Source organism: Gardnerella sp. KA01000, assembly GCF_049244035.1.
Lineage (GTDB): Bacteria > Actinomycetota > Actinomycetes > Actinomycetales > Bifidobacteriaceae > Bifidobacterium > Bifidobacterium leopoldii.
Genome location: NZ_CP058367.1, coordinates 22,112 through 46,569, shown reverse-complemented (window position 1 = coordinate 46,569; position 24,458 = coordinate 22,112). Strand labels below are relative to the sequence as shown.

19 protein-coding genes and 3 tRNA genes are annotated in these 24,458 nt (G+C 42.0%); 6 read left to right on the top strand and 16 right to left on the bottom strand.

Annotation, left to right across the window (positions count from 1 at the left end; genetic code table 11):
• Window positions 1–28: 28 nt before the first annotated feature.
• From HXT58_RS00195 to HXT58_RS00140, 12 genes are all read right to left on the bottom strand, one after another.
• A tRNA-Gly gene (locus HXT58_RS00195) sits at window positions 29–102 on the bottom strand.
• Window positions 103–232: 130 nt separating this feature from the next.
• Complete coding sequence (locus HXT58_RS00190; RefSeq protein WP_004106145.1) at window positions 233–1,111, bottom strand: M48 family metalloprotease; 879 nt, start codon at window positions 1,109–1,111, stop codon at window positions 233–235.
• 105 nt (window positions 1,112–1,216) lie between these two features.
• Window positions 1,217–2,695, bottom strand: coding sequence for an FAD-dependent oxidoreductase (locus HXT58_RS00185; RefSeq protein ID WP_117008643.1), 1,479 nt, complete (start codon window positions 2,693–2,695; stop codon window positions 1,217–1,219).
• 310 nt (window positions 2,696–3,005) lie between these two features.
• Window positions 3,006–5,318 (bottom strand): heavy metal translocating P-type ATPase, encoded by a 2,313-nt coding sequence (locus HXT58_RS00180; protein WP_064340210.1) that lies wholly within the window; start codon window positions 5,316–5,318, stop codon window positions 3,006–3,008.
• Window positions 5,319–5,642: 324 nt separating this feature from the next.
• A tRNA-Ala gene (locus tag HXT58_RS00175) sits at window positions 5,643–5,715 on the bottom strand.
• A gap of 34 nt (window positions 5,716–5,749) precedes the next feature.
• Window positions 5,750–5,823, bottom strand: a tRNA-Ile gene (locus HXT58_RS00170).
• Between the two features lie 126 nt (window positions 5,824–5,949).
• Window positions 5,950–6,429: a Dps family protein gene (locus tag HXT58_RS00165; protein WP_004106140.1), complete on the bottom strand. Its 480-nt coding sequence runs from the start codon at window positions 6,427–6,429 to the stop codon at window positions 5,950–5,952.
• A gap of 57 nt (window positions 6,430–6,486) precedes the next feature.
• Window positions 6,487–7,782, bottom strand: a complete 1,296-nt coding sequence (locus HXT58_RS00160) for a hemolysin family protein (RefSeq protein ID WP_101885813.1) — start codon at window positions 7,780–7,782, stop codon at window positions 6,487–6,489.
• A 76-nt stretch (window positions 7,783–7,858) separates the two neighbouring features.
• Entirely contained in the window at window positions 7,859–8,629 is a 771-nt protein-coding gene (locus HXT58_RS00155; RefSeq protein ID WP_101885814.1) for a TIGR03943 family putative permease subunit, read from the bottom strand.
• A complete protein-coding gene (locus HXT58_RS00150; protein ID WP_415705744.1) occupies window positions 8,626–9,720 on the bottom strand; it encodes a permease in 1,095 nt (364 codons plus the stop codon). The genes HXT58_RS00155 and HXT58_RS00150 overlap by 4 nt, the downstream gene beginning before the upstream one ends.
• Before the next feature lie 55 nt (window positions 9,721–9,775).
• Window positions 9,776–10,435: a carbonic anhydrase gene (locus HXT58_RS00145; RefSeq protein ID WP_004119757.1), complete on the bottom strand. Its 660-nt coding sequence runs from the start codon at window positions 10,433–10,435 to the stop codon at window positions 9,776–9,778.
• Window positions 10,436–10,662: 227 nt separating this feature from the next.
• Window positions 10,663–13,419 (bottom strand): phosphoenolpyruvate carboxylase, encoded by a 2,757-nt coding sequence (locus HXT58_RS00140; protein ID WP_116442542.1) that lies wholly within the window; start codon window positions 13,417–13,419, stop codon window positions 10,663–10,665.
• Window positions 13,420–13,624: 205 nt separating this feature from the next.
• On the opposite strand from HXT58_RS00140, the gene HXT58_RS00135 reads away from it, so the two are divergent.
• Window positions 13,625–15,346: a threonine/serine ThrE exporter family protein gene (locus tag HXT58_RS00135; protein ID WP_004106133.1), complete on the top strand. Its 1,722-nt coding sequence runs from the start codon at window positions 13,625–13,627 to the stop codon at window positions 15,344–15,346.
• Between the two features lie 98 nt (window positions 15,347–15,444).
• Here HXT58_RS00135 and trpS read toward each other — a convergent pair whose 3' ends face one another.
• Window positions 15,445–16,536, bottom strand: a complete 1,092-nt coding sequence (trpS, locus tag HXT58_RS00130) for a tryptophan--tRNA ligase (RefSeq protein WP_004106132.1) — start codon at window positions 16,534–16,536, stop codon at window positions 15,445–15,447.
• A gap of 145 nt (window positions 16,537–16,681) precedes the next feature.
• On the opposite strand from trpS, the gene HXT58_RS00125 reads away from it, so the two are divergent.
• The gene (locus tag HXT58_RS00125; RefSeq protein ID WP_103013744.1) at window positions 16,682–17,062 is read left to right on the top strand and encodes a DUF3073 domain-containing protein; all 381 of its coding nucleotides are present in this window, start codon (window positions 16,682–16,684) and stop codon (window positions 17,060–17,062) included.
• Between the two features lie 117 nt (window positions 17,063–17,179).
• Here the strand turns inward: HXT58_RS00125 and HXT58_RS00120 are convergent, their stop codons facing one another.
• The gene (locus HXT58_RS00120) at window positions 17,180–17,596 is read right to left on the bottom strand and encodes a sterol carrier family protein (protein WP_004106130.1); all 417 of its coding nucleotides are present in this window, start codon (window positions 17,594–17,596) and stop codon (window positions 17,180–17,182) included.
• A gap of 237 nt (window positions 17,597–17,833) precedes the next feature.
• Between HXT58_RS00120 and HXT58_RS00115 the strand changes: the two genes are divergently transcribed.
• Window positions 17,834–20,323 carry a glycogen/starch/alpha-glucan phosphorylase gene (locus HXT58_RS00115; protein WP_004106128.1) on the top strand — a complete coding sequence of 830 codons (2,490 nt, stop codon included), beginning with the start codon at window positions 17,834–17,836 and terminating at the stop codon, window positions 20,321–20,323.
• 199 nt (window positions 20,324–20,522) lie between these two features.
• Here HXT58_RS00115 and HXT58_RS00110 read toward each other — a convergent pair whose 3' ends face one another.
• The gene (locus HXT58_RS00110) at window positions 20,523–20,732 is read right to left on the bottom strand and encodes a hypothetical protein (RefSeq protein WP_004106126.1); all 210 of its coding nucleotides are present in this window, start codon (window positions 20,730–20,732) and stop codon (window positions 20,523–20,525) included.
• A 161-nt stretch (window positions 20,733–20,893) separates the two neighbouring features.
• Here HXT58_RS00110 and HXT58_RS00105 point away from each other — a divergent pair, with 161 nt between their 5' ends.
• The gene (locus tag HXT58_RS00105) at window positions 20,894–21,598 is read left to right on the top strand and encodes a rhomboid family intramembrane serine protease (RefSeq protein ID WP_004106124.1); all 705 of its coding nucleotides are present in this window, start codon (window positions 20,894–20,896) and stop codon (window positions 21,596–21,598) included.
• A gap of 256 nt (window positions 21,599–21,854) precedes the next feature.
• A complete protein-coding gene (locus HXT58_RS00100; protein WP_421775630.1) occupies window positions 21,855–23,171 on the top strand; it encodes a THUMP-like domain-containing protein in 1,317 nt (438 codons plus the stop codon).
• 57 nt (window positions 23,172–23,228) lie between these two features.
• Here HXT58_RS00100 and crgA read toward each other — a convergent pair whose 3' ends face one another.
• Window positions 23,229–23,621: a cell division protein CrgA gene (crgA, locus tag HXT58_RS00095; RefSeq protein ID WP_004106118.1), complete on the bottom strand. Its 393-nt coding sequence runs from the start codon at window positions 23,619–23,621 to the stop codon at window positions 23,229–23,231.
• A 77-nt stretch (window positions 23,622–23,698) separates the two neighbouring features.
• Here crgA and HXT58_RS00090 point away from each other — a divergent pair, with 77 nt between their 5' ends.
• On the top strand, window positions 23,699–24,454 hold the full coding sequence (locus HXT58_RS00090; protein ID WP_004106116.1) for a DUF881 domain-containing protein: 756 nt from the start codon (window positions 23,699–23,701) through the stop codon (window positions 24,452–24,454).
• The last annotated feature ends 4 nt before the right edge of the window (window positions 24,455–24,458 follow it).

Genomic DNA, 24,458 nt, shown 5'->3' with positions numbered 1-24,458 from the left:
TACAACTTATACAATTTTACAATCTGAATGGAGCGGATGACGGGAGTCGAACCCGCCTCTGAAGCTTGGGAAGCTTCCATTCTACCGATGAACTACATCCGCATGCTGTAACTAAAAGCAAACTAGTTTCAACAACCATCTAAGGGTATCATGCACAGCTTACCGCTTCAATATTTAGGAATCAGTTTATGAACTCAATAAACAAGACAAGCAAGTTCAACAAACAAAATATTCATGCAGCAATGCTCATTAGACGCCCAATCCTATCCTGAACAGTAGGACGCGCAGTACACAAACGCACAAGCGCAGGAGCGTTATTATTCCATGGGCAAATAATCATCAAAGAAGCAACAGCCTGCAATCCAGCAGTAGATTTCATCTCGTGAAGCTGCATGCCGTAGGTAATTTTATTAAGTGCGGAAGCAAGCGCAGCAAAATCTCCAGTAATTTCACTACTTCCCTTATCTGCGTCAAATTCACGCGAACCAGGAATAATTGCATTGATAATAACAGAAGCAATAGGAGCGAATAAAATATTTAAAAACTTACCAATAAATTTGCAATACTTGCGAATATCACGACGATATGTATCACCAACATAAACAAGCCAAGAACCAACGTACGTTAATACTGTTGCTGTAGCAGTAGCCAGCGAAGAAGCGAGAATATCATGATTATAAATATGAGTTAATTCATGACCAATAACACTACGTAACTCGCGCTCGTTAAGGATATTAATCAAACCACGAGTACAACATATGCTTGCATGACGCTCACTTCTACCGGTTGCAAAAGCATTAGGACTTTCGTAGGGAGAAACCATTACTCGCGGCATAGGTTTACCAATTCGAGCAGATAAATCTCTAACCATTGCGTAGAGCACAGGCTCTTCTTCTTCACTAACCTCTGTAGCACGCATAGCAATAATCGCAAGCTTACTTGAGCACCAATAAGCAAAAACACTAAATGCAATACCAGGAATAATGAACCATATTAGTGATGACAGATGCGAGCCAGCAAGAACCCAACATAAGGCAAGAAAAAGCCACACAACAACAAAAAATAGTGCGGCTTTTAAGCTGCCATAGTGTATTCTCAAGCCTTTCAACATACGAACTATCCTAATAATGCGAACTTAAATTTTTCTGAATATATACTGCGTATTTACTAACTACAAACTTAAATACTAAGCAATATTTTCAGTTTATTTAGGGCATTATTTGCTACCTAAAGCAATATTTACAAGTTCAGACGCTGAAACAACTTTCTTTCGAGTTCTCTGCTCATTGGCTCCAAGCTCACGCTCATAAGAGTCAACTCGCTTCCAACCGGCGTAATCAATTGGTTTAATGCCCTTTTCTGCCAATAATTTATCTATAGAATTTTCATCGCGATCAGGTGCGATTCGCCCAGCATTGCCAGCTTTAGATAAATCTTCAAGCATATTATTAACAATCAAAAGAGCATCAGATTTTGTAGAGCCGATTAATCCTACCGGCCCACGCTTAGCCCAGCCAGTTGCATACAATCGCTCACGGACTTCGCCATTTTCTACAGACGTCACTAAGCGTCCATCAATATTTGCAAGCAAAGTACGCTTTTCGTCGTAAGCAATTCCTGTAACTTCTGCAGGATGGTAGCCAATGGCATGGTAAACAGCTTGAACGGCATACTCCTCGAACTCTCCAGTACGAGTCATTGTGCCATCCGCGCTTGTTACAGTTCGCTCAACTCGTATTGCTTTCACACGCCCATCTTCACCAAGAATTTCTACCGGCGCACAGTTGAAGTGGATAATATAGCGTTTGTCGGCTGGATTCCCCTCAAAATCAACGTTTCCGCCATCTTCCATATCTTCTGCCATGTCTCGAATCGCAAAAAGTTCCTCAACCATTTGACGCGTGAGCTTATCGTTACCGGCTACTTCAATAGTCTCATCGTCAAGTTCAAAATCATCCTCATTAATAACAATTTGCACTCCGGATAACTTTTCCATTTCGCGCAATTCTTGAACAGAGAATTTTGCTTGGGCAACTCCACGACGAATAAATAAATGCAAGGTTTGGGTTTTATTTTTTTGCAATCCCTCATACACGTCGTCTGGAATATCCGTATGCGCGCGCAAATAATCAGGATCTCGTAAAAGCTCACGAGCAACATCCATTGCCACATTTCCGCCGCCAATAACAGCTACTTCTTTTGCTTCAAGCGGCCATTCTCGATTGCTAGTCGGGTATCCGTCGTACCATTCTACGAATTTTGCAGCTCCGTACACTCCGTCTAAATCGGCGCCTGGAACTCCTCGAAGAGGCCTATCTTTCACAGCGCCGGTTGCAAATAGCACAGCATCGTAGCGTTCCAATAAATCTTCTAATGCAATATCCTTACCAAATTCAACATTTGCATAAAGATGAATATTTGGATTATCAAGCGTCTTTTCAAGCGCATCCGCAATAAATTTGATACTTGGATGGTCAGGAGCTACTCCGTAACGCACTAATCCAAAAGGCACTGGCAATTTTTCAAAAAGATCGATGCGAGCGCTAGAGCCTAATCCCAATTCTTCTCCACGCTTTGCAATCTGGCGTAAGAAGATATCGGAAGAATACACTCCTGCAGGGCCTGCTCCTATTACAGCAATACGCAGTTGAGATGTTTCTTGTGAAACATTTTCGCTTAAATTATTTTTTTCCATTATTATCCCCATATTGAGCTGTATTATACGGCACTTTTCGCCGTTTTCGCGCTATTTAGCGCGGCCTACAAGCATAGGTTGCCTCAATCCACTCAGCAGCGTAACTGTAAAGCGTTTATATGTAATTCTTCGCCAAAAATAAGTTACGTACAAGCTTGAGCTCTTACCGTTTGCAGCTAACTCGTATGCTTTCATAATTAGACTAGCGCATTACTTCGTCTTACAACATGCTCAAATAAATAAAATGCTCAAACGAATATTATTAAAGGTGTCGTAATGAATATCGTAAAAAATATTGCCAAAAATATTTTTATTTTCGTTCGCGCAATGCTGTTAAAGCCCACATAATAGCAACAACATCAATTGCTTCTTGCATCATTGCGCCAATAACTGCTGGAATAAAACCGAAAGCCGCAAAAATCATACTTATAATTGCCAATCCAATGCCCATCAATACTGACTGAACCATAACGCATTTAGTATGTTTTGCTACTCTTATTGCGCTTGCAACAGAAGAAATATCGTTGTTCATAATAACTAACTGAGCACATTCAGATGCTGCCGTATCTGTGCCATCCGTTACCGCTACGCCAATATCTGCAGCCGCAAGCACTGGAGCATCGTTTACACCGTCTCCAACCATCATTGTTACAGTCGAATCTTTCTTACTTTTGGCTGCATTGTAATTGTGCTTTTTTACATACGCTAATTTATCTTGCGGAAGCAAATCTGCATATATTGTGTCAATTCCAACGCTTTTACCAATTGTTGTTGCAGCTTGCAAACTATCTCCAGTAAGAATAGATATTGAGCGCGCACCAAGCGTACGCAATGCGTCAATAGTTGATTTCGCGTTATCGCGAGGCACGTCTTTTAACACAATCCGACCAACTAGCACTCCGTCAAAGGAAACATAGGTTGCCATTTCGTCTGCAGCGAGCGCATTGACTACATGTTGTGCCGCAATATGTTGTGTCGCAATATGATTCATGACCTGTTTATTAATATCAGTTTGCTCAGTAACATACTTTCTACGCCCAACGCGCACCAAAACACCATCTACAACGCCTTGAATACCCTGACCTGCAGTTTCCTTCACACTATGCACTACTGGGTATTCTCTAACGCTAGGCAATTGCGGAGTTGAAGATGGATGCGTGTGCTCCCACAAAACTGAACCTGCTTTTGCTATACCTCCAGCGAGAATATGCTGAGAATACGTTTCTAGCACACCTGCGAGCATCACAATTCGATCAGCTTTCTGCGTAGTATCGATTACGTCTACGTTTACAACTTGCGGCTGTTTTACAGTTAGCGTGCCGGTTTTGTCAAAAAATACGTCTGTTACACGACTTAATTGCTCAAGCACATCCTGACTTTTAACAACAATTCCAAGTTTTGCTAAACGCCCAGTACCAGCCATGCAAGCAACTGGAACTGCAATAAGCAGAGGACATGGGGTTGCTAGAACCAATACTTGCGCAAATCGCAATGCGTCGCCAGAAAAGCTCCAAGCAAGACCTGCAATCGCAAAAGATAATACTGTAAACGGCACAGATAGCATGTCTGCAAATCTAACTACTGCAGCTTTAGAAGACCTAGCAGACTCAACAAGCTGCATGATTTTCTGATACTGCGAGTTTTTAGACAGCTTTGTTACGCGCATAATAAGCACAACTCCACCGTTTACACAGCCTGAAAGCACTGCAGCTCCCGCATAGACTTCTCTAGGAACAGATTCTCCGTTAATAGCACTTGTGTCTAAAATTGCAGAACCGCTTAATAATTCACCGTCAACTGGCACTGTTTCGCCAGGAAGCACAATAATTACGTTTCCTATCTTTAGCTCATCAACAGGAACTGTAGCGTAACGCTGCAAATTTGAGGAGATTTCGTTGTCTGTAGATGCTTGCAAAAATGGGCAATTATTTTGTTTACAGTTGCAATTTTGCAAGTCATTATTTTCGCAATTACTTTCGCTATTTTGCTCGCTACTATTAGATTGCTTAGAATTAGCGGCATCTACTTTTCTAAATTCAGCATGCTGGCACAGAACACACGAGCTAGGCTTGCACTGATTTTCACTCAAACATGGCGGTTCGTATGATTCATCATTTGCTTGATTATGATTCATACCATGCTCAATACCTGGCAAAGTCATAAGGTGAGCAGTTTTTGGAGCTGCGCTTACTAAAAGAGATAGATTGCGCTGAGCTTTCATATGCGCAAAATCTTCTATAGCTTCTCCAGTCCAAACCATTACAACAATCAAATAACTTGCCCAGAACTCACCAATACAAAGTGTTGTAAGCAATGCAACAAAAGCAAGTAGATCAATACCTAAAGTTCCATGCAGTAAATGTTTAATCATATTACGCAAAGAAATAACGCTCGTATATAAAACGAGAATAGCGATAATAGTTTTGCCAAGACTAATACTTATGGAAATACTGCAATTAATTTTTAAAAAATCAAAGATTTGCTGCGAAAAATTAGAAATTTGCTCACAGAAAGTAGTTAATATAGGCAAATTATACGAGTACAAAGGCGCAATAAACGGAAAAGCAAGAATTACGACTGTTAATTGTGGTGCACGACGGCAATATGCTAAAAGTTTACGCATACACTTTCCTTACGCTGATCAGGTTAACTACGCTTAAGACGCTGCTAACACACGATTTCACGCCTTGTTAACCCACTGAGCGCAACCTAAATAGCGCACTCAATACACGGCGTAAAGATACTTATGTTGATTTTTGGTTAATCCCAATTTTGGAATTAACAATGACTTTTAATTATTTATTTGTCTCTTTAATATACCATGAAGCCTTGATGAGAAACATTCTCATCAACACAAGCTTAAATAATGCAAAACCAAAACAAATCCAAAAAAATAAATTAATAAACAAAAAAGTTCTGATTGGAAAATCAATCAGAACCCTGTTCGTGGAGCTAAGGAGACTCGAACTCCTGACCCTCTGCTTGCAAAGCAGATGCGCTACCAGCTGCGCCATAGCCCCATTCGGTATTGAATGAAATAATCACTCAATTCCGTGGGCCCGGGAGGACTTGAACCTCCGACCTCATCCTTATCAGGGATGCGCTCTAACCACCTGAGCTACGGGCCCAACTCGTACGCCTAAAACATACAAGTAGTTACATTAGCACAGACACAGAAAATGTCAAACCGCAACACGCCATAAAAAGAAAATAGCATGTTGCGGTTTGAATCAAAAAAATTAAACAGAGGTTAATTAATCAAGATGGCTACGCATGAACCACTGGAACTTTTCCAACTGTTGAACATGATCTTGAATAATATTTGAGCTAACTAAATCAAGCTCATCAAGCTCCGCGATAGCCTTGCGATCGTCTGCAATCATATCGTTATAGTATTCAATAAGCGCTTGCAAATACTCCTTTGTGGACTTGCGACCAGTCAAAGCAAAACGCTTCCATGTACGAGCAGCAACAACATCATCAGCACGTCCAAGTGGAGAACCGCCCAAAGTTGCAATTCGCTCAGCAGTTTCATCCGCCTGCGCCAAAACTTCAGCAACCTGTGGATCAAGCATTTCATGAACTGCAATAAAATCTGAACCAGTAACATTCCAATGCGCATGCTTAAGCACCAAAGCAGCTTCCTGCTCGTGGCTTAAACGATTCTGTAAAATGGCAACAGCCTTTTCACTGGCCGCTTCGTCGAGACCTGGCAAAATATGCAACAAAGCCATGTTCTATCCTTCCTTAGGTTTGTTAATACCGTTATTATTCTACTGCTATGGCTTAAACTACGCGCGGCGACGCACTTCAATCGTCGCAATACGCCTACCATCAACCGCAGTCACAGTCATATCGTAACCATCCGCATCATGCAAAACAGCTCCAACACTTCCCATTGAACCAGTATGCGCTAAAAAGTAGCCTGCAACAGTCTCATACGGACCGTCTTCAAGCTCAATGCCGGTAATGTCAGCAAAATCTTCAATGGTCATACCGCCATCAATTTTTGCAACACCATTTACAAAAGCAGTTGTTTTATTCACATTATTTTGCTCAGTTTCACCAGGCAAATCATATTCATCGCGAATATCTCCAACTAGCTCTTCTGTCATGTCCTCGAGCGTAACAATACCGTCAGTTCCACCATATTCATCGATGACAACAGCCAAATGAATACCACGTTTACGAAGAAGTTCCAGGCTCGGCAATAGTTTGGAAGTTCCAGGAAGACTAATTCCTTCGCGAGTTACATCTGCAACAGTTTTTGCATTTGAATCACGCACATCTAGCAAATCGCGAACATGCACAAAACCTATAACATCATCAAAATCTTTGCCAATAACAGGGTAGCGAGAATACGGAAGCTCACGAATTTTCGCGGCAGCTTCTTCAAGGCTCAATGAACCATCCAAAAACTCAACATCAGCACGAGGACGCATCACTTCAGCAACAATAGTTTCCGAAGCATCAAACACGTCATCCAAAATATTGCGCTCATCCTGACTTAAACGCTTATTGCTATTGACAAGCACGCGCAATTCTTCGTCAGAAACTTCGCTTTCCTTCTCGTTAGGATCAAACCCAAGAAGGCGCACAAAACCGTTAGTATTCTTACCAATAAGCCAAATTAAAGGCTTGCAAATCTTTGAGAAAATATCTACTGCCGGCACAACCGATCGCGCAATCTGCTCAGCACGCTGCATAGCAATACGTTTTGGAACTAATTCAGAAATAACAATCGAACAGTACGAAATAATAAGAGTTAAGAAGATTGTAGTAAGAGGGCCTGCAACATGAGCCGGCACACCCCATGAACATACAACCGGCACAACATACGGAGCTAAAGCAGACTCACCAAACGATGCAGAAAGAAAGCCAGAAAGAGTTACCCCAATTTGTAGAGCAGATAGAAAAGTGTTAGGATCGCGGGCAATTTTTGCAACTCTAGCACCACGCGCATCCTGCAATTCCATGCGATCAATTTGCGAACTTCTCAAGCTCACTAAAGCTAATTCGGTTGCCGCAAATACGGAACCAAATAGCAAAAAAATCATAATGAGTAGAATATTAAAACCAATCGCCATACTTGTTATCTTAGTTTACTTCTATGCGATATCAACAATTCTAAAATAATTATCACCATTAACGAAGATAAATTATTTATGGGCGATAAAAATATCCAGTTGGAGCTTGAGCTGTTTGCATTGATATAACGTGCAGCACAACTCCAGGATGCTGATATCCAGGAATGCCAATATTGCCTCTAGAAACGCGTGCACGAACACGCACCCATTCATGATCTTGAATTTCGCCAATATTTGATTTTTCGGCAACTAATCCAAACGGAGACATGTCGAGAATACAGCATGACATAAGCTGACGAGATACCCTAAATTGATTTGCATTCAACGTAGAATCTCTGCTAACAAAACCTGTAAGAGTAATCGTGTATCCATCATATTTTGCAGCATTATGATCGATTTCGTCATACCAGGAGCCAAAATCATCATCATCAACTGCTATCTCATGAGATTTTTCATACAATCCTGGCAAAGGATAATTTTGGCTACGAATAGCAATAGCACGACCACCAGCATACTGGTCGAATCCATCTACACTAATATTTTGAGCGTAACGCAAAGGAACAATAATAAGTAGCGCAGGAACAACGAAAGCTACAAGCATACGCCAAACATCGCGCGAAGAAACAGAAAACCATCCAATCGCAGCGCATATAGACAGAATAAATAGCAAAATAGCAGTAATTAACAAATAATAATATGCTCTAGGCGTAGTAAAAAGCGTATATTGACCGCTTAAAGTAACTTCCGCAATTATGACTGCAAAAAATAGCAATAAAATAGCTTCTACCAATTGAGCTAAAGTGATTTTTTTACAAGCATTATGCTCAACACATTTTTGTTTTTTCATGCGATGAACCCCCAAGCCCAGTGAGCTAATAATGACGCTAGGAAGCACGCAAAAGCAATAGTTAATGTTAAGCGCCACACAAATTTACCACGGCAATCCTCAACGAGCATAAGCGTATTCTTTAAATCAAGCATAGGACCAAACAGCAGAAATACTAGCACCGACGACATAGGCAATGATGTTGCTAAACTTCTTGCAATTACAGCATCTGAGCTGGAGCATAGAGAGCTTGCGTACGCAATAGCCATCATTACAGGAATAGCAATTAACACATTACTCACTTGTACGCGAGAAGCAGGATCAGCTCCGAGCCATGCGCGAATTACAGAAGCAACTATAGTTCCACATACAATAATTGGAATTAATTTTATTAAATCCTGATGTATATGCTTCACATATTTGCGAATTTGCACAGAAATACTAGGCTTTTCAATATTATTTTTTGTGAGATTACTTTCGTTATTCAATTCGCAAGAACAATGTAAAGAAGATTCGTTTTCTACTAAAATTTTCTTACGTAAAATATTGATTTTCGAAGGAAATATAACAAAAGTTAATCCAACCAGTAATGCAATACCAACACCTAGAGCAATACGCATAATAGCAACAGCTGGAGCGTCAGAGAACGCATAAAATGTTGCTAATACAGATACTGGATTTACAACAGGAACTGCACATAGAAAAGTTATGGCGCACGGCAATGGTAGTTTTCTTGCGACTAAACGAGAAAACGTTGGAACTACTACACAATCACAAACAGGCACGCAAACGCCAGCCAATATGGCAGCCAAAAAACCGTTTGCCGTAGATTTTGGAGCATGTTTCTCAATAAAATCAGCAGTTACCCAAGTTTCTACTGCAGCAGAAACAAGCACACCTATGAGAGTAAAAGGTATCGCTTGTAGCAACAAGCCGGAAACACCTCGAATTGTTGTATCAATTAGAAACCAAGGATGTCGCCCCTGTAACGCAGGAGCAGCTGCAATAATAAAAGCTACTAAAGGAGCTCCAACAAGCAAGAAAAGATAATTCGCAGAATTAGTGGAATTTGCAGAATTTGCACCAAGCGTATCTTTAGATGATTGATTCATATTTGTAACCTAACAACGTATTAATAATTCTGTTAAAAATGCGACTACATGCTACTTAGCATGAAAGAACCTCTACCAAACCATCCTTCATTCTATACCTAGCACCAACTAGCATGAGGTTATCATTAAAAGCGGATTCACGAATAGTTTGAGATTTATTACATATTTCAGCAAGAATATTAGATACATGGATTCGTTCAATATCATCCGTGTTTAATTCTTCTTCAATACCAGCAAGTGCAGCAGGACCTAAAGAACGAAGCAATATTGACTCGCTAGACTCAATTATTTCGCTTGTTTCATCTTCGCCGTATTTAGAAACCAGCTTTTGCACATTCGGCAAAACGGCTTGCACAGCACCGCAATGCTCGTGCCCAAGCACAACAAGCACTTTTACTCCCAAATCGCTTACAGCGTATTCTAGCGAAGCTATTACAGCATCATCAAGCACTTCGCCTGCAGTGCGAACAGAAAAAATATCACCTAAACCGGCACCGAACACAAATTCTGGAGCAACGCGCGAGTCAGCACAGGAAAGAACAACAGCTCCAGGATGCTGACCTTCAACAAGAGATAATCTCGTTTCTTCACTAAGTCCATCACAATTTAATGAGCCTTCTGCAAACTTACGGTTACCAGCTAGCATCGCGCTCCACACAGATGTAGCCAAAAGTGAATCTTCTTCTAAAAGATCTTCTTTGACTGTCTCGTGCATTATTACCTCCTTGTATTGATGCGCTTGCGCAAAGGTGACGAATACAAGCTATCAACAAATTTTGAAAACACTTCGACTTATAAAACATATTCTATCGTTACTGTGTTAAATAGAAAATATGCTATAAAAGCTAACAAAATTTATAAAATATGATTATAAAAAGAAAAGCCAACGCACAGCTAATAAAGCAGCACGAAGGCTTTTCTTAATCATATAAACTTATAAAATCATCCAGTATTCTGCAAGCCTGCAGCAACACCAGAAACAGTGCAAAGAATAAGGTAGATGAACTCTGCCTGCTGGCTTTCGCTAAGCTCTTCTTTGTCTACCTTGTTGCGAAGCTTGTGCAATGCAAGCGACTGGATTACAGACAGCGCGTCAACATAAGGCGAGCGCACACGAATAGCCTGGCCAAGCACGTGACGGTGCTGCAAAGGCCACTTGTCGTCAACAATTTGCAAAACCCACTTGCGAGTAAGCTGCATTTCTGAAAGTACTTTATCGCTCAAATCTTCACGATCTCCAAGGCTTAAGTACATGCGAGCAATACGCTCATCTGTCTTAGCCAAAGACATCTCAATATTGTCAATAAAAGTACTGAACAGCGGCCACTCTTCGTAAGCTCTGCGCAAAGTTTCCAAGTCACCAAACTTTTCACAAGCCGTGCCCAAACCGTACCATGCTGCCAAGTTGATTCGAGCCTGAGCCCAGGAGAACACCCACGGGATTGTGCGCAAATCGTCCAAAGACTTCGCACCCAAACCGCGCTTAGCTGGGCGAGAACCGATTGGTAGCAAGCCAATCTCGCTAAGCGGCGTAACCGTGGAGAACCATGGAGTAAAATCATCCGTTTGCAACAAATCAAGGAAGCGCTCATGAGCTGCAACATCAAGTTTTGCAGCCATATCCGCATACTTCTTCGTCATATCAGTGTTAGTTTTCTCAACACTTGGCGAAGACTGAAGCAAAGTTGCAGAAGCAACAGATTCAACGTGACGAATAGCAAGAATTGGATTGCCATATCGTGCGAAAATAACCTCGCCCTGCTCAGTAAGCTTGAATCGGCAGTTGACGGAGCCAACAGGCTGAGCAAGCACTGCACGGTTTGCAGGACCGCCACCGCGACCAACAGCACCACCGCGGCCGTGGAACAGTGTCAAATCAATATCATGCTTCTTAGCCCATTGAGCAATTCGCTCCTGAGCGGAATGCAAAGCAAGCGTTGCGGAAGTAGGGCCAGCATCCTTGGAAGAATCCGAATATCCAAGCATAACTTCCATCTTGCGACCAGTAGCCTTAAGACGAGCTTGCACTTCAGGAATTTTAATAATCTCCTCAAGCACATTTACGGAATTCTGCAAATCTTCAAGCTGCTCAAACAGCGGAATGACGTCGATTGTTGGCGCATCCTGTGGGTGAGCGAATGCAAGACGATTAAGCTCAAATACATCGCGCACATGCTGAGCAGATTTTGCGAAGGAAATAATGTAGCGTCGAGCAGCACGCATTCCGTTGCGCTTTTGAATTGCACCCAAAGCGCGGAACGTATCGAGCACTTCACGAGTCATTGGCTGAAGCGGACCTCGCTCTCCATGCAATCCGTGCTCGCGAATATCTTCCAAAGCACGAGAATGTACAAGAGAATGCTGACGGAATTCCATTTCAACCATGTGGAATCCAAAGGTTTGCGCCTGCCAAATCAAATCCTGCAAAGGACCATATGCAGCACGAGGATCTCCGCCTTCTGCCAAAGAGCGTTGCACAATTTGCAAATCCTCAATGAAATCTTCGCAAGAATGATACATCAAATCCGTATCGCGGCTAATAGTGCGATGCAAACGGTCAGCCATCACCAACATTACTGCGCGATGTGGCTCACTATTAGAAACGTCTGAAGCGTTTTCTGTAAGCTGTTCACTCATTTCGCGCTGACGATTCCACAACTCAAGCAACTCCACACTTGGAGGCGTTGTGCGCGTTTCCATAGTTAAGCATTTGCCAACTTCGCGAGTACGATTCTCCAAAGCTGCAAGCACGTGATCGCTAAACTTTCGAGCGACTTGACGACTCACTTTAGCTGTCACATTAGGGTTGCCATCTCGATCTGAACCAATCCAGCTTCCTGGATGGAAGAATGCAGGGCAACGCGGAGGAACTAATCCAGCCTTCTTGCCAAGCAGCCAATCGTCAAATCGACGATACACGACTGGAATCGTGTCAAACAAAGTAGCGTCAAAAATGTCAAGAATAGTGTCAGCTTCTTCAACTGGAGTTGGCTTCTTCAAAGCAATCGGAGAAGTGCGAAGAAGCGCATCAATTTCGTTATAGAGACGACGATAATTTTCGCGCTTATCAGATCCGCCTAAACGATGATGTTCGCTTAATAATTGCGAAATTCTGCGAATTTTACCTGCAACGGCTTTACGACGAGCTTCGGTTGGGTGCGCAGTAAATACAGGATGGAACTCAAGCTTTGCGAGCAATTCTTTCGCTTCAGCAGGGCTCATTTCAGTAAGCAACTTGTGATAAGCACAAGTTAGTTCATTAACTGGATCAACCGGCAACGAATCTTCAACTTCACATTCACGCTGATGAAGTACAGAAACACGATAATTTTCCTCGCACAAATTTGCCAAGTGGAAATATGTTGCGAAAGCACGAGCTAAAAGCTGCGTATCGTGCAAATTCATTCCGTTGAGCTTGCTAACAGCTTTACTTAAGCCATCATCTGCAGTTACTTTTGCGTCTACCATTTGCGCAAAATGAGCTGCACTAGCTTCTACAGCATTCAAACGCACATCGTCGAATACTGCTAATAATTTTTCATCAAATTCGCCAAGAACATCGCGAAGAATATGCAAGCACAAATCCATGTCTTGCTTAAGTGATGCTGGAAGGTCACGCTCCTCTGGGCCTTTTCGCCCTAAACCAGACGTAACAATAGTTGCGTCTGCCGGAGTAACCTGCTGATTTTCTGTTGCCATCAGACCTCCTTACGCCAGACTAAGGTTGCTTGGTCGTCTGACTTCCGCGGCTCCTCCGCGGTTATGTAGGTCAGAAGTTGCAAGCCCACAGCCCTGTTTCCAGCGAGATACCAAGTTAATTGTGAAACTACCACCGGACGTAGTAAAGAATGCTGATTTATCAACAAAATATAACTCGGCAACGGGGTTGCGTATACTAAAAATTGTGAGTACAGCAGAGAATAATATCGAGAATAATGAATACGACAACAGCATCAACAACTGCGATTGCGATAAGCCTGAAATTCTTTCGACTGGTCATATAGTCGGAAAACCTTCTGGGCGTTTTCATACTCATGCTATTCCACTCGATATGGACGATGTTGAGCGAGATTGGGATAAGCCAGTTACGCAAGCAGGAATTGCTGCGAAATCGAGTATTATTATTCGCGTCGGCGCGCTCGGCTTAGGAGCAGGCACAGGAAGCTACCGAGTTCGCGAACTTATGCACAGAATCGGCGAACCAATGGGTGTACATGTGCGCGCGGACGTGAATCTCACAGATATTGAAGCAACTTGTACTGATAAGCATGAGCGAATTACTGAAGTTGTAGATCTTCCAACCACAGGTGTTAACACTGAGCGCATTTGGCTTCTAGAACATTTTGCAGATTGGTTTAACGTCAAGCTTGGAAACGATTCTTTATATCACTCTAAAGCTGCTGTTTCTAAGGAATTAGTTGACACATTGCAAGCGAGCGACGACGAACATACCATTGTACAAACAGCTAAGCAGTCTGAAGAAAATGCTACTAAAATTGCAAAAAAGAAAGCGTTGCAAGAAGCTATAAAAAAAGAAAAACCACGCGGCATTTTTGCATTGCAGCCAGAAAGTGCTTACGCTGAACATTTTTCGCACGTAAACGCATCTAATAGTAATGACGAATCTAAAAATGATCATCCTCTTACAGTTAGGGAAGTACACGACCGTCTTGATTTGATTAAAAATAGGAAACCGCTATACAAACCGTGGTTTGCTGGTCTTGCTTCGGCAGTTGCTTGCGCATCCTTTGCGTTCTTGCTTGGCGGCGGCATTTACGACATGATTGGTGCTTTTATTGGAGCAGGAATCGGTCACTATATTCGTCGCAGAATGTTTATGAAGCATCTAAACCAGTTTGTAGTTACATTCGTAGCTGTTGCAATAGGTGCACTATCATGCATTGGGGCTTTACGTCTTATTGGCTTCTTTGACCCTAGCGCGCTCAATCATACAACTGCATATATTGGTTCAGTGTTGTTTGTTATTCCTGGATTCCCTCTTATTACAGGCGGCTTAGATATTGCAAAAATTGATTTCCCTTCAGGAATTCAACGACTGTGTTACACAATGGCGATTATTTTGATGGGAACTCTTGCAGGATGGACGGTTGCAAGCCTTGTGCAGCTCAATCCTCAAGGCTTCCCTCCTCTCGGATTAAACCCTTGGCTTAACACAGTTCTTCGACTTATTACAGCTTTTGCCGGAGTATGGGGCTTCTCAGTGCTGTTTAATTCTCCACAACGCATGTGCATAGTTGCTGGCATTATTGGCGCTATTACAGATACTCTTCGCTTAACTATGACAGATTTTGGAGTTGCTGCCGAAATTGCAGCTTTCAGCGGTGCTTTATTGGCAGGTTTGCTAGCTTCTGCTTGGAGAACTATCGTTCGTCACGGATTAGCGCCTCAATATTTGGGTTATCCACGAATAGGTCTTACGGTTCCATCTATCGTAATTATGGTTCCTGGACTTTATATGTATCGCGCAATGTTTTATCTTGGTCAATTCCACACGCTTCCGGCGTTAGACTGGACTTTCCGCGCTTTCATGGTAATTATTTGCTTACCTATTGGTCTTGCTGTAGCACGCGTTATTACAGATAAAAGCTGGCGTTACGACGTGTGATGTTCTAAGTTTCAGCCCGTTAATTTTTAACAAAAAGCCGCTTACAAGTTCTCTTGTGAGCGGCTTTATTTTTTATTACTTTACTTATTGAAATTTAATTAATACTTCATTCCCATAGCATCTCGCACTTGGGAAAGCGTTTCTTCTGCAATAGCATTTGCACGCTTATTGCCGTCATGCAAAATGTCTCGAACAGTATCCATGTCTTTTGCAAGTTCTGCACGACGCTCACGGTGAGGTGCCAAGAAATTATTTACATTTTCAATTACGTAAGCTTTCAACGCGCCAGCACCAGCGTTGCCAATTTCTTCAGCAATCTCTTTAGGATCCCTGCCTGTAACTAAACCTGCGGTAGTAAGAAGCGCAGAAACTTGCGGACGAGTTACTGGATCAAAAGTAATCATCCTCTCAGAATCAGTTGGACTCTTCTTAATTAATTTGGCAGTTTCCTCGGCAGTAGCTCCGAGCATAATCGAATTACCGTAAGATTTGCTCATCTTTCGTCCGTCCAATCCTGGAATTTCAGGAGCATCAGACAAAATTGCTGCTGGCTCTGGGAACACTGGATTCTTTTTTGCGTATCTCTCATTAAAACGGCGCGCAATCGTACGAGTGATTTCAACGTGCGGCAAATTATCTTTACCGATCGGCACAACATTAGCTTTGCAGAACAAAATATCGCAAGCTTGGTGCACTGGGTACGTAAGGAGCAATCCGGTTAAAGCATGTCCAGATGATTCCATTTCCGACTTTACAGTAGGATTCCTGTGTAATTCTGCTTCTGTAACGAGCGAAAGGAAAGGCAACATAAGCTGATTTGCTGCAGGAACTGCGGAATGAGTAAATATCATTGTTTTTTCAGGATCAATTCCGGCAGCCATATAATCCAGCACTAAATTCAAAACATTATCTTCAATATGCTCAGTAGTGTCACGATCAGTAATTACTTGATAATCTGCAATAATAATATTAGTTTTTACTCCGCGCTGCTGCATTGCAACACGCTCACGAATAGATCCAAAATAATGTCCTAAATGCAAACGGCCAGTTGGACGATCTCCAGTAAGCATAGTAAAAGACGAAGGGCTAGCTTTTAACTTTTCAAGCGTTGCATCTGAACGTTTACGCGCTGCAAGGAAGCTTGCGCTCATCTCATTACCAGCAGCTGTAACCTGTGCTTCTTCCGGCATTTTAGGCTCCTTAATTGTGCGTATTTTTACGCTGAAAATATGGCTTTTATGGTAAAAGTTTACACAGACAATATACTCGGTTGCGGTTAAGTGGTACGCTCTTGTGTGATGAACTGATTGTTACTTAATTTTTAGAGGGGGTCAGATGGGCCGCGGACGACAGAAGGCAAAGCAACAGAAAATTGCCCGTAAGCTCAAATACCTGACGACCGATACGGATTATGACGAGCTTGCTAAGGAACTTAATTCCAGCGAACCCGGACAAGGATCCTTCGATCCATTTGCGTCGAGCGAAAGCTATGAGGAAGATACATATCTTCCAGAAGAGAATGACACAGATCAAGAAAATGATGCCGTTGATGCTTCCAACGAAGATGATTTAGACGAGTATGCTAAGTGGGCTGCGGAAGCAGCTGCAAAAGCCGTGAGCAGCGAAAACTCTTCTACAAACTCGGGAGCACACACGCCAGCGCATCATCATATCCCTATGCCAATTCCAAACTTCATACACAAGCACGATAATTAAAAATTAAATTTTATTAAAATTATTTTATTTACGTATCCTGGGCATTCGAAATACTGTTTGCTCAGGATATTTGTAAATACACGCTGTAAATACGCAATTAAGCTACATAAAGCCAACTTACAGCGGCAAAATATCGCTTAAATCATCACGCTCGCCAATTGCACTTATGTTGCCAAAGTCCTGTTCCTGATGCCATTTAGTAACACCACTCGCTAATCGAAGCCATACTTTAGGCTCAAGTTCAATAACATCTGGCGGCGTGAGATTATGTGGATCCGAAGCTGGCCCTTCCAAAATTTTTACTGCACCAAAAGGCGCAACTCTTACTTCTACTGCACACCCAGGCACCTTATTTTCAAGAAGATATAGCGAATATCTAACTGCTAAAGCTTCGTCGCTTAAAGAGATATTTAAAATATTACTATTTATTTGCGTAGCTTCTACGCCATCGCCAAGTGCTTTAATAGCTGATTCGCGCCAGGATTGCCAAGCACATTGTCCTCGTTTTATATCTCGTTCAAGTATTACTGACATACTTTTTATTATCTTCTAAACAACCTACTTTCAGCAATATATTTGTATTAAGACGTTATATACAAATATTTAAAGGGGTTAGGTTGTGGTATTCTTGGGGTTATCGTGTGCATTCACATGCCTCTTGTAGTTATCTGCAAAGGTTATCTGCAAAATGGTGGTGGTTTAATTGTCTAAACACAAAGTTTTAGACTGCACACTTTTAGGAAATATATCAAACGGCACAAGGAGTCAAATATGACTAAACACGTCGCGCCGAAAGCCAAAACTACTGCGACGGCATTTGCCAAAGAACTTCAAGAGCACCTCAAGTACACCCAGGGTGTAACGCCAGAGCAGGCCACTACGGCAGATGTGTATGTTGCCGCTGCTACCGCAGTTCGTCGTCACTTGATGGACTCTTGGATGCAGACTCAGCATGACATGGTTAATGGCAACACCAAGGCTGTGGGCTATTTGAGCGCAGAGTTCTTGATGGGTAAGCAGCTTGAGAACGCTTTGTTGAACGCTGGTCTTACTGATCAATTCAATAAGGCTGTTACTAAGCTTGGCTTTGATCCAAAGGCTGTTATCGATGCTGAGTATGAACCAGGTTTAGGTAACGGCGGTTTGGGTCGTCTCGCAGCCTGCTTCATCGATTCACTCGCCTCTATTGGCGTTCCAGCATTTGGCTACGGCATCCAGTATCGTTACGGCATCTTCAAGCAGCGCTTTGATGAAGAAGGTAAGCAGGTTGAAACCCCTGATTACTGGCTTAGCAATGAAGAGCCATGGGGTCACATTGATTATGGTCGTGACCAGCGCGTCAACTTCGGTGGTGAAGTTGTAGAAGAAAACGGCAAGCGCGTTTGGAAGCCAGCTTGGTCTGTTCGTGCAGTACCAGTTGACTACATGGTTCCAGGTTATAATTCTGGTCGCGTAAACACTCTTCGTTTGTGGACTGCTAAGTCTTACGACGAGTTTGATTTGCTCACCTTCAACAAGTCCGAGTACTTGGACGCTGTTAAGCCACAGGTTGCAGCGGAAAACATTTCTAAGATTCTTTACCCAGAAGATTCCACTCCAGAAGGTAAGGCTTTGCGTCTTGAGCAGCAGTACTTCTTCGTAGCTGCTTCTATTCATGATGCTATCCGCGTATTCTACCCAGGTCAGGATAAGCCGGATCTCACCACCTTCCCAAGCAAGATTAACTTCCAGTTGAACGATACTCACCCAGTTATCGGCATTCCAGAGCTTATGCGCGTTCTTATGGACGAGTACGGCTACGATTGGAACACCGCTTGGGGTATCACCACCAAGACCTTCAACTACACTTGCCACACCTTGCTTCCAGAAGCTTTGGAAGTTTGGCCAGCCAAGCTTATCGGCGAACTTTTGCCACGCCACCTTGAGATCATTCAGGGCATTAGCGAGCAGTTCCGCAACGAGCTTCGCGGTAAGGGCGTTGCTGAGGATCAGGTTGAGCGCATGCGCATCGCTACCGACGCTGACGAAAATGGCGAAGGTGCTGTAGTTCGCATGGCTTACTTGGCTACCTACGGCGGTTCTTACGTTAACGGTGTTGCTGAGCTTCACTCTGAGTTGTTGAAGGATGTCACTTTGAAGGACTTCTCCAGCGTTTACCCAGATAAGTTCAAGAACGTTACTAACGGCGTAACTCCTCGTCGCTTCGTGCGCTTGAGCAACCCACGCATGTCTGCTCTTATCACTGAGGGCTTGGGCACCGACGCATGGCAGGGTGATTTGGAGCTTCTTGAAGGTTTGAAGCCATTGGCTGACGACAAGGCATTCGTTAAGAAGTTTGCCGAAGTTAAGAAGCAGAACAAGCTTGCCTTCGTTGATTTCGCAAAGCAGAAGTATGGCTTTGAAATCAACCCAGACACTATGTTTAACACCATTGTTAAGCGTTTGCACGAGTACAAGCGCCAGTCCATGAAGATCCTCCAGGTTATCTCCACATACGCTGGAATCAAGAATGGCACAATCGACGTTGACAAGATGCTTCCACGCACCGTGTTCTTCGGCGCTAAGTCCGCTCCAGGCTATGCTATGGCAAAGCTTACGATTCAGCTCATTAACAATGTTGCTCGCGTTGTAAACAACGATCCAGCATGCAAGGGCAAGCTTGCAGTGTTCTTCCCAGAGAACTACAACATTGAACTTGCTATGAACTTGATTCCTGCCACCGATTTGGATGAGCAGATTTCTCAGGCTGGTAAGGAAGCTTCCGGTACCGGTAACATGAAGTTCGCTTTGAACGGTGCTTTGACTGTTGGTACTCTCGATGGTGCAAACGTTGAGATTCGTGAGCGCGTTGGCGCTGAGAACTTCTTCCTCTTCGGCATGACCGTTGACGAGGTTGAGAAGCTCTACGCTGAAGGCTATGATCACGGCGGCTCCCGTAAGTACTATGAGTCTGATCCTCGCTTGAAGACTGCTGTGGATATGGTTGCTGACGGCACCTTCTCCAACGGCGACAAGAGCGTGTATGAGCCACTCGTTAACGATTGGCTTACCCATGATTACTTCATGGCAATGGCTGACTTCAGCTCTTACATGGATATTCAGGCTCAGATTGAGGAAACTTACCGCGATCCAATGAAGTGGGCTCGCATGGCAGTCTTGAATGTAGCCAACTCTGGTTACTTCTCTTCTGACCGCTCTATCGAAGATTACCTCGATCGCATTTGGCACACTGGTGCTCTTCCAACACCTGTTGCTGAGTAATTAAGTATTCTCTAATAGCAATACATAAAAATAAAAGGCGGAAGCTGTTAATCAGTTTCCGCCTTTTTGTGTAGATTTTAGTTAAATTGCATGTAAGACAAACGCTTTTGTTTGCAACAATTCTTTAGCAATTACAAATAAAGGCGACTACGAATATACGCAATCGCCTTTATTTTGGACTGTATAAAGCAAATGTCACTTATGCCTCAGCGGCAGGAGTATCGTTAGCTTCTTTCTCTTCTTTTTCTAACCCTAGGTCAATTGGCGAAGAACTGTTCTCCCATGGTTCCTCCCAAGGGTCATAATCAGGATTATGCTGCTTGTACACATACAACGCAGCAATACCTGCGAGCAGTGCTCCGAAGAGCAGTGCAAAGAACTTCCAACCGCCAGAGGATCTGTTCTCCATGATGGCTCCTTTCCGGTTAAGCTGACCTGCTCGTCCAAGTCAACAATCTATACCGCTTTTTGTCGCGTAATAACTATCATAGTTGCTTTTCTTCAGAGTTGCATCTTTTTTAAATAATGTTATTGATTAAATTTGTGAAGTAAAACCGATATCATAAGCATATGCACAACTTTGATATTAAAAATATTTTAAATAATATAAGACTTCGTTTTAACACAACCACAGCCATTTTAGTATATTCATGCATTTTTATTTGGATATTGGAAATGGTACTAAACTTTGCATATCCAAATTATTATTCGACTCTAATAAGCTATACTGCGTTTCTTCCAATTACTGCGTTACAAACACCTTGGACTTGGTTCACATCAATGTTTGTTCACGCACCAAATTTAACCCATATTTTCTTCAATATGCTATGTCTTTGGTCGCTCGGAGTTGAATTAGAACGATTCTTCGGTAAATGGAAGTTTTTTGGATTGTATTTAATATCCGGCTTTGGCGGAAGCGTAGCTGATATCGTATGGTGCAAACTCACTAATAATTGGTTCGTTGCTTCATACGGTGCTTCGGGAGCTATTATGGGGCTTATAGGTGCACTTCTCGTAGCACAATGGCGACTAGGAGAAAACATGCGAGGAACAATTATTTGGATTGCTATTACTCTCGCTATGCCAATTATTGTACCTAATATCGCTTGGCAATCACACGTTGGAGGCTTAATTTCGGGTACTGCAATTGCAGCATTGCTCGGAGTACAAAATCCGCTACTTAAAAAAGCTTCGTTTAATACGCGTTTCTTAGTATATTTTGTATCACTATTTGCTATTCTCACTGCTTGTGCAATGTTTTGTTTGAAGGCATGATTTATTAAATTACACACGTGTAGTTTTCCACCAATGTGCACAGGATTGTGTATAAGTTGTGCCTAAATTGGTGACAACTATATAAGTTATCCACATAGTTAATCACAAACGTTGATAACTTGCCTTTTGTGAACCTGTGCACAAGTGTATAAGAGTTATCCACAATTTAAGTTTTTTGTGGACTAAACTATCGACTACATAATTTTAAAATTTACTTGCTCTAAAATTTTCTACACCTCCATAAGGAATGAGATTTATGTCTACACTTCAAGTTCCAAAAACAATAGAACCAGCAAACGCTTCTACACTCACTTTTATTAAAGAAAACGCACAATTGTCGCCAAGCAAAGCTGCTCTTAAAGCTCCACGCAACGCGAATATCGACATACCGTTTGCAATTAACCAAATAGCAGGCAGACAGATCGCGCAACAAAAACTGCCAAAATGGGCTTCCTGCAACGAAGTTATATACCCTGCGCATATTTCTATGGAACAGTGTTCTTCTCAATCAACAGCACAATACAAGGCAAATGTTGCAAAAGAATTACTCAACAAATTAAATTCAGAAAATTTTAGTAGCACACTTGTGGACCTTACTGGCGGCTTTGGCGTTGATTGCACAATAATGTCTGAAGTTTTCGATTCTGTTATTTGTATTGAACAGCAAAACGAACTTTCTAGCATTGCACATCACAATATGAATGCACTTGGTATTACAAACGTAAAATGCTACAACAACAATAGCCTTGATGCACTCAAAAATATTCCTAAGTCAACGATAATATACGTCGATCCAGCTCGCCGTAACAAACAAGGATCTCGCACATACGCTATTGAAGATTGCGCTCCAAACGTATTAGATCTTAAAAATCAGTTGCTCACTAAAGCAGAAATAGTAATTATTAAACTTTCTCCAATGCTTGATTGGCACAAAACAGTTAGTGATTTCAGTGGCAATGTAGAAGCCGTACATATAGTCGCACATAATAACGAGTGCAAGGAACTATTGATAATACTCAGTAACTCTCAGCACACAAAAGTACCAGTATATTGTGCAAACGATGATCAGATAACTGTTATACAAGCAACTTACAATACTTCAACAAATCAGGTGTCAATACAGCCTGAATCAAATGTTTTAAATAATAGAGAAGACAATAATAAAAAAGATGAAATTTTAGATATAAATAACTGGCCAGAATGGTCACAATACGTTTATGAGCCAAATGCAGCAATCATGAAAGCTGGCTGTTTTTCAGTGTTAGAAACTCAATACAATATACAACAAATCAGTGCGAATAGTCATGTTTATGTATCGGAAGAATACTACTCAGAATTTCCAGGAAAGACATGGAAAATTGAAAATATATGCAGCATGAATAAACGCGAGATAAAACAAACTTTTGCTGATATTACTCATGCAAATATTGTTACTCGTAACTTTCCAATATCTGTAGAAGCATTGCGCAAAAAATTAAACCTACAATATGGCGGAAATACAAGAATTATTGCAACAACTGATAACAATAAAAATCACATACTTATTCGAGCAGTAGCAGCAACAAAAAAGTAGCTACGCAACATTTGCATAGCTACTTTTAAAACATATTAAAACAGTTTGTTTTACAGACTAACGCCACCACATTGTCATAATGAATCCAGTCATTACTATTACTAATGCAATAACTAAATTCCATGCACCAATTCCAGGAATTGGAAGCACAGGGTTCAAATAATAAACAACAGCCCAAATTAATCCAACGACCATTAATGTGCAGAACAGCGGCACAAACCATGCAGCATTAGCTTTTGTGCCTTTAATGCTTTCTTCGACACGTCGTCTATTTTCAGCTTGTCTCTGCATCATTTGCTGAATCTGTGGAGAAAGCGTTGCTTTATCCGCAGTAGCATTCAACACTGCTTCAACTTCGTCCATAGGAACGCCATAAGTATTCTCATTTGACGTATCGCTCTTCTTTGCAGCGTCGTCAGCTGCAGTCGTGTGCAATTCTTCATCAGCCATAACTGTAACTCTCCAATCAATCGGCTACACGCTATAATAGTGGTTACACTCGAACGCGTGAAGGATGAAGATAAAATATGGCTAAGAGAACTGGGAAACATCGTGCTCAACACTCGCTGTTAAGCAGTTTTGCTGTTGCCGTTGCAGTATTTCTTACCGGCTATTTATTCGTTCTTAATTTGCGCGTAAACCGCTCTGCTTTTGTGACTTCTAATACGAGTCAAATGGTTGAAAGAAATTCGCAGCGCACAAAAAATTTACGAGAAGATATAAAATCTTTAGATTCTAAAATTAATTTACTTAATAAAACGCTCGGCAGCAGCACTAGTGAAGGAAAAGAATCTTCTGATACTGGAAGTAGTACCGTACTTCCAAAACTTGAAGGACCTGGAATTGTTGTAACTCTTAACGACTCTCCTCTATGGAAAGGCGCAGTTAATGGTTCCGGAACATCCGGAAATATTAATGATTACGTAATCCACCAGCAGGATATTGAAGCTGTAGTAAATGCTTTGTGGCGCGGCGGAGCAGAAGCAATAACTATTCAGGATCAGCGAGTATTATTTAACTCCGCAGTTGTTTGTATTGGTAACGTTCTTATGTTGCAAGGTCATCAGTACTCGCCACCGTATAAAATATCTGCTATTGGTCCAATGGATAGCATGGTTGATGCTCTAAACAATTCACCAGCCATACACACCTACAAGGAGTATGTAAGTTCGTTTGGATTAGGATGGAAAGTGGAGAAAAAGAATAATCTGCGATTCCCCGAAGCATCGGCCTTGTTGCAACCATTAAGGTACGCAACAGTTCCTAAAGTGCTAAACAAATAAAATA

What these genes read in the sequence shown, in the direction of transcription:
- HXT58_RS00190 (WP_004106145.1), bottom strand. Translation starts at nt 1,111, where the DNA reads ATGTTGAAAGGCTTGAGAATACACTATGGCAGCTTAAAAGCCGCACTA.
- HXT58_RS00185 (WP_117008643.1), bottom strand. Translation starts at nt 2,695, where the DNA reads ATGGAAAAAAATAATTTAAGCGAAAATGTTTCACAAGAAACATCTCAA.
- HXT58_RS00180 (WP_064340210.1), bottom strand. Translation starts at nt 5,318, where the DNA reads ATGCGTAAACTTTTAGCATATTGCCGTCGTGCACCACAATTAACAGTC.
- HXT58_RS00165 (WP_004106140.1), bottom strand. Translation starts at nt 6,429, where the DNA reads ATGGCTTTGTTGCATATTTTGCCAGGTCTCGACGAAGCGGCCAGTGAA.
- HXT58_RS00160 (WP_101885813.1), bottom strand. Translation starts at nt 7,782, where the DNA reads ATGGCGATTGGTTTTAATATTCTACTCATTATGATTTTTTTGCTATTT.
- HXT58_RS00155 (WP_101885814.1), bottom strand. Translation starts at nt 8,629, where the DNA reads ATGAAAAAACAAAAATGTGTTGAGCATAATGCTTGTAAAAAAATCACT.
- HXT58_RS00150 (WP_415705744.1), bottom strand. Translation starts at nt 9,720, where the DNA reads ATGAATCAATCATCTAAAGATACGCTTGGTGCAAATTCTGCAAATTCC.
- HXT58_RS00145 (WP_004119757.1), bottom strand. Translation starts at nt 10,435, where the DNA reads ATGCACGAGACAGTCAAAGAAGATCTTTTAGAAGAAGATTCACTTTTG.
- HXT58_RS00140 (WP_116442542.1), bottom strand. Translation starts at nt 13,419, where the DNA reads ATGGCAACAGAAAATCAGCAGGTTACTCCGGCAGACGCAACTATTGTT.
- trpS (WP_004106132.1), bottom strand. Translation starts at nt 16,536, where the DNA reads ATGCCGGAAGAAGCACAGGTTACAGCTGCTGGTAATGAGATGAGCGCA.
- HXT58_RS00125 (WP_103013744.1), top strand. Translation starts at nt 16,682, where the DNA reads ATGGGCCGCGGACGACAGAAGGCAAAGCAACAGAAAATTGCCCGTAAG.
- HXT58_RS00120 (WP_004106130.1), bottom strand. Translation starts at nt 17,596, where the DNA reads ATGTCAGTAATACTTGAACGAGATATAAAACGAGGACAATGTGCTTGG.
- HXT58_RS00115 (WP_004106128.1), top strand. Translation starts at nt 17,834, where the DNA reads ATGACTAAACACGTCGCGCCGAAAGCCAAAACTACTGCGACGGCATTT.
- HXT58_RS00110 (WP_004106126.1), bottom strand. Translation starts at nt 20,732, where the DNA reads ATGGAGAACAGATCCTCTGGCGGTTGGAAGTTCTTTGCACTGCTCTTC.
- HXT58_RS00105 (WP_004106124.1), top strand. Translation starts at nt 20,894, where the DNA reads ATGCACAACTTTGATATTAAAAATATTTTAAATAATATAAGACTTCGT.
- HXT58_RS00100 (WP_421775630.1), top strand. Translation starts at nt 21,855, where the DNA reads ATGTCTACACTTCAAGTTCCAAAAACAATAGAACCAGCAAACGCTTCT.
- crgA (WP_004106118.1), bottom strand. Translation starts at nt 23,621, where the DNA reads ATGGCTGATGAAGAATTGCACACGACTGCAGCTGACGACGCTGCAAAG.
- HXT58_RS00090 (WP_004106116.1), top strand. Translation starts at nt 23,699, where the DNA reads ATGGCTAAGAGAACTGGGAAACATCGTGCTCAACACTCGCTGTTAAGC.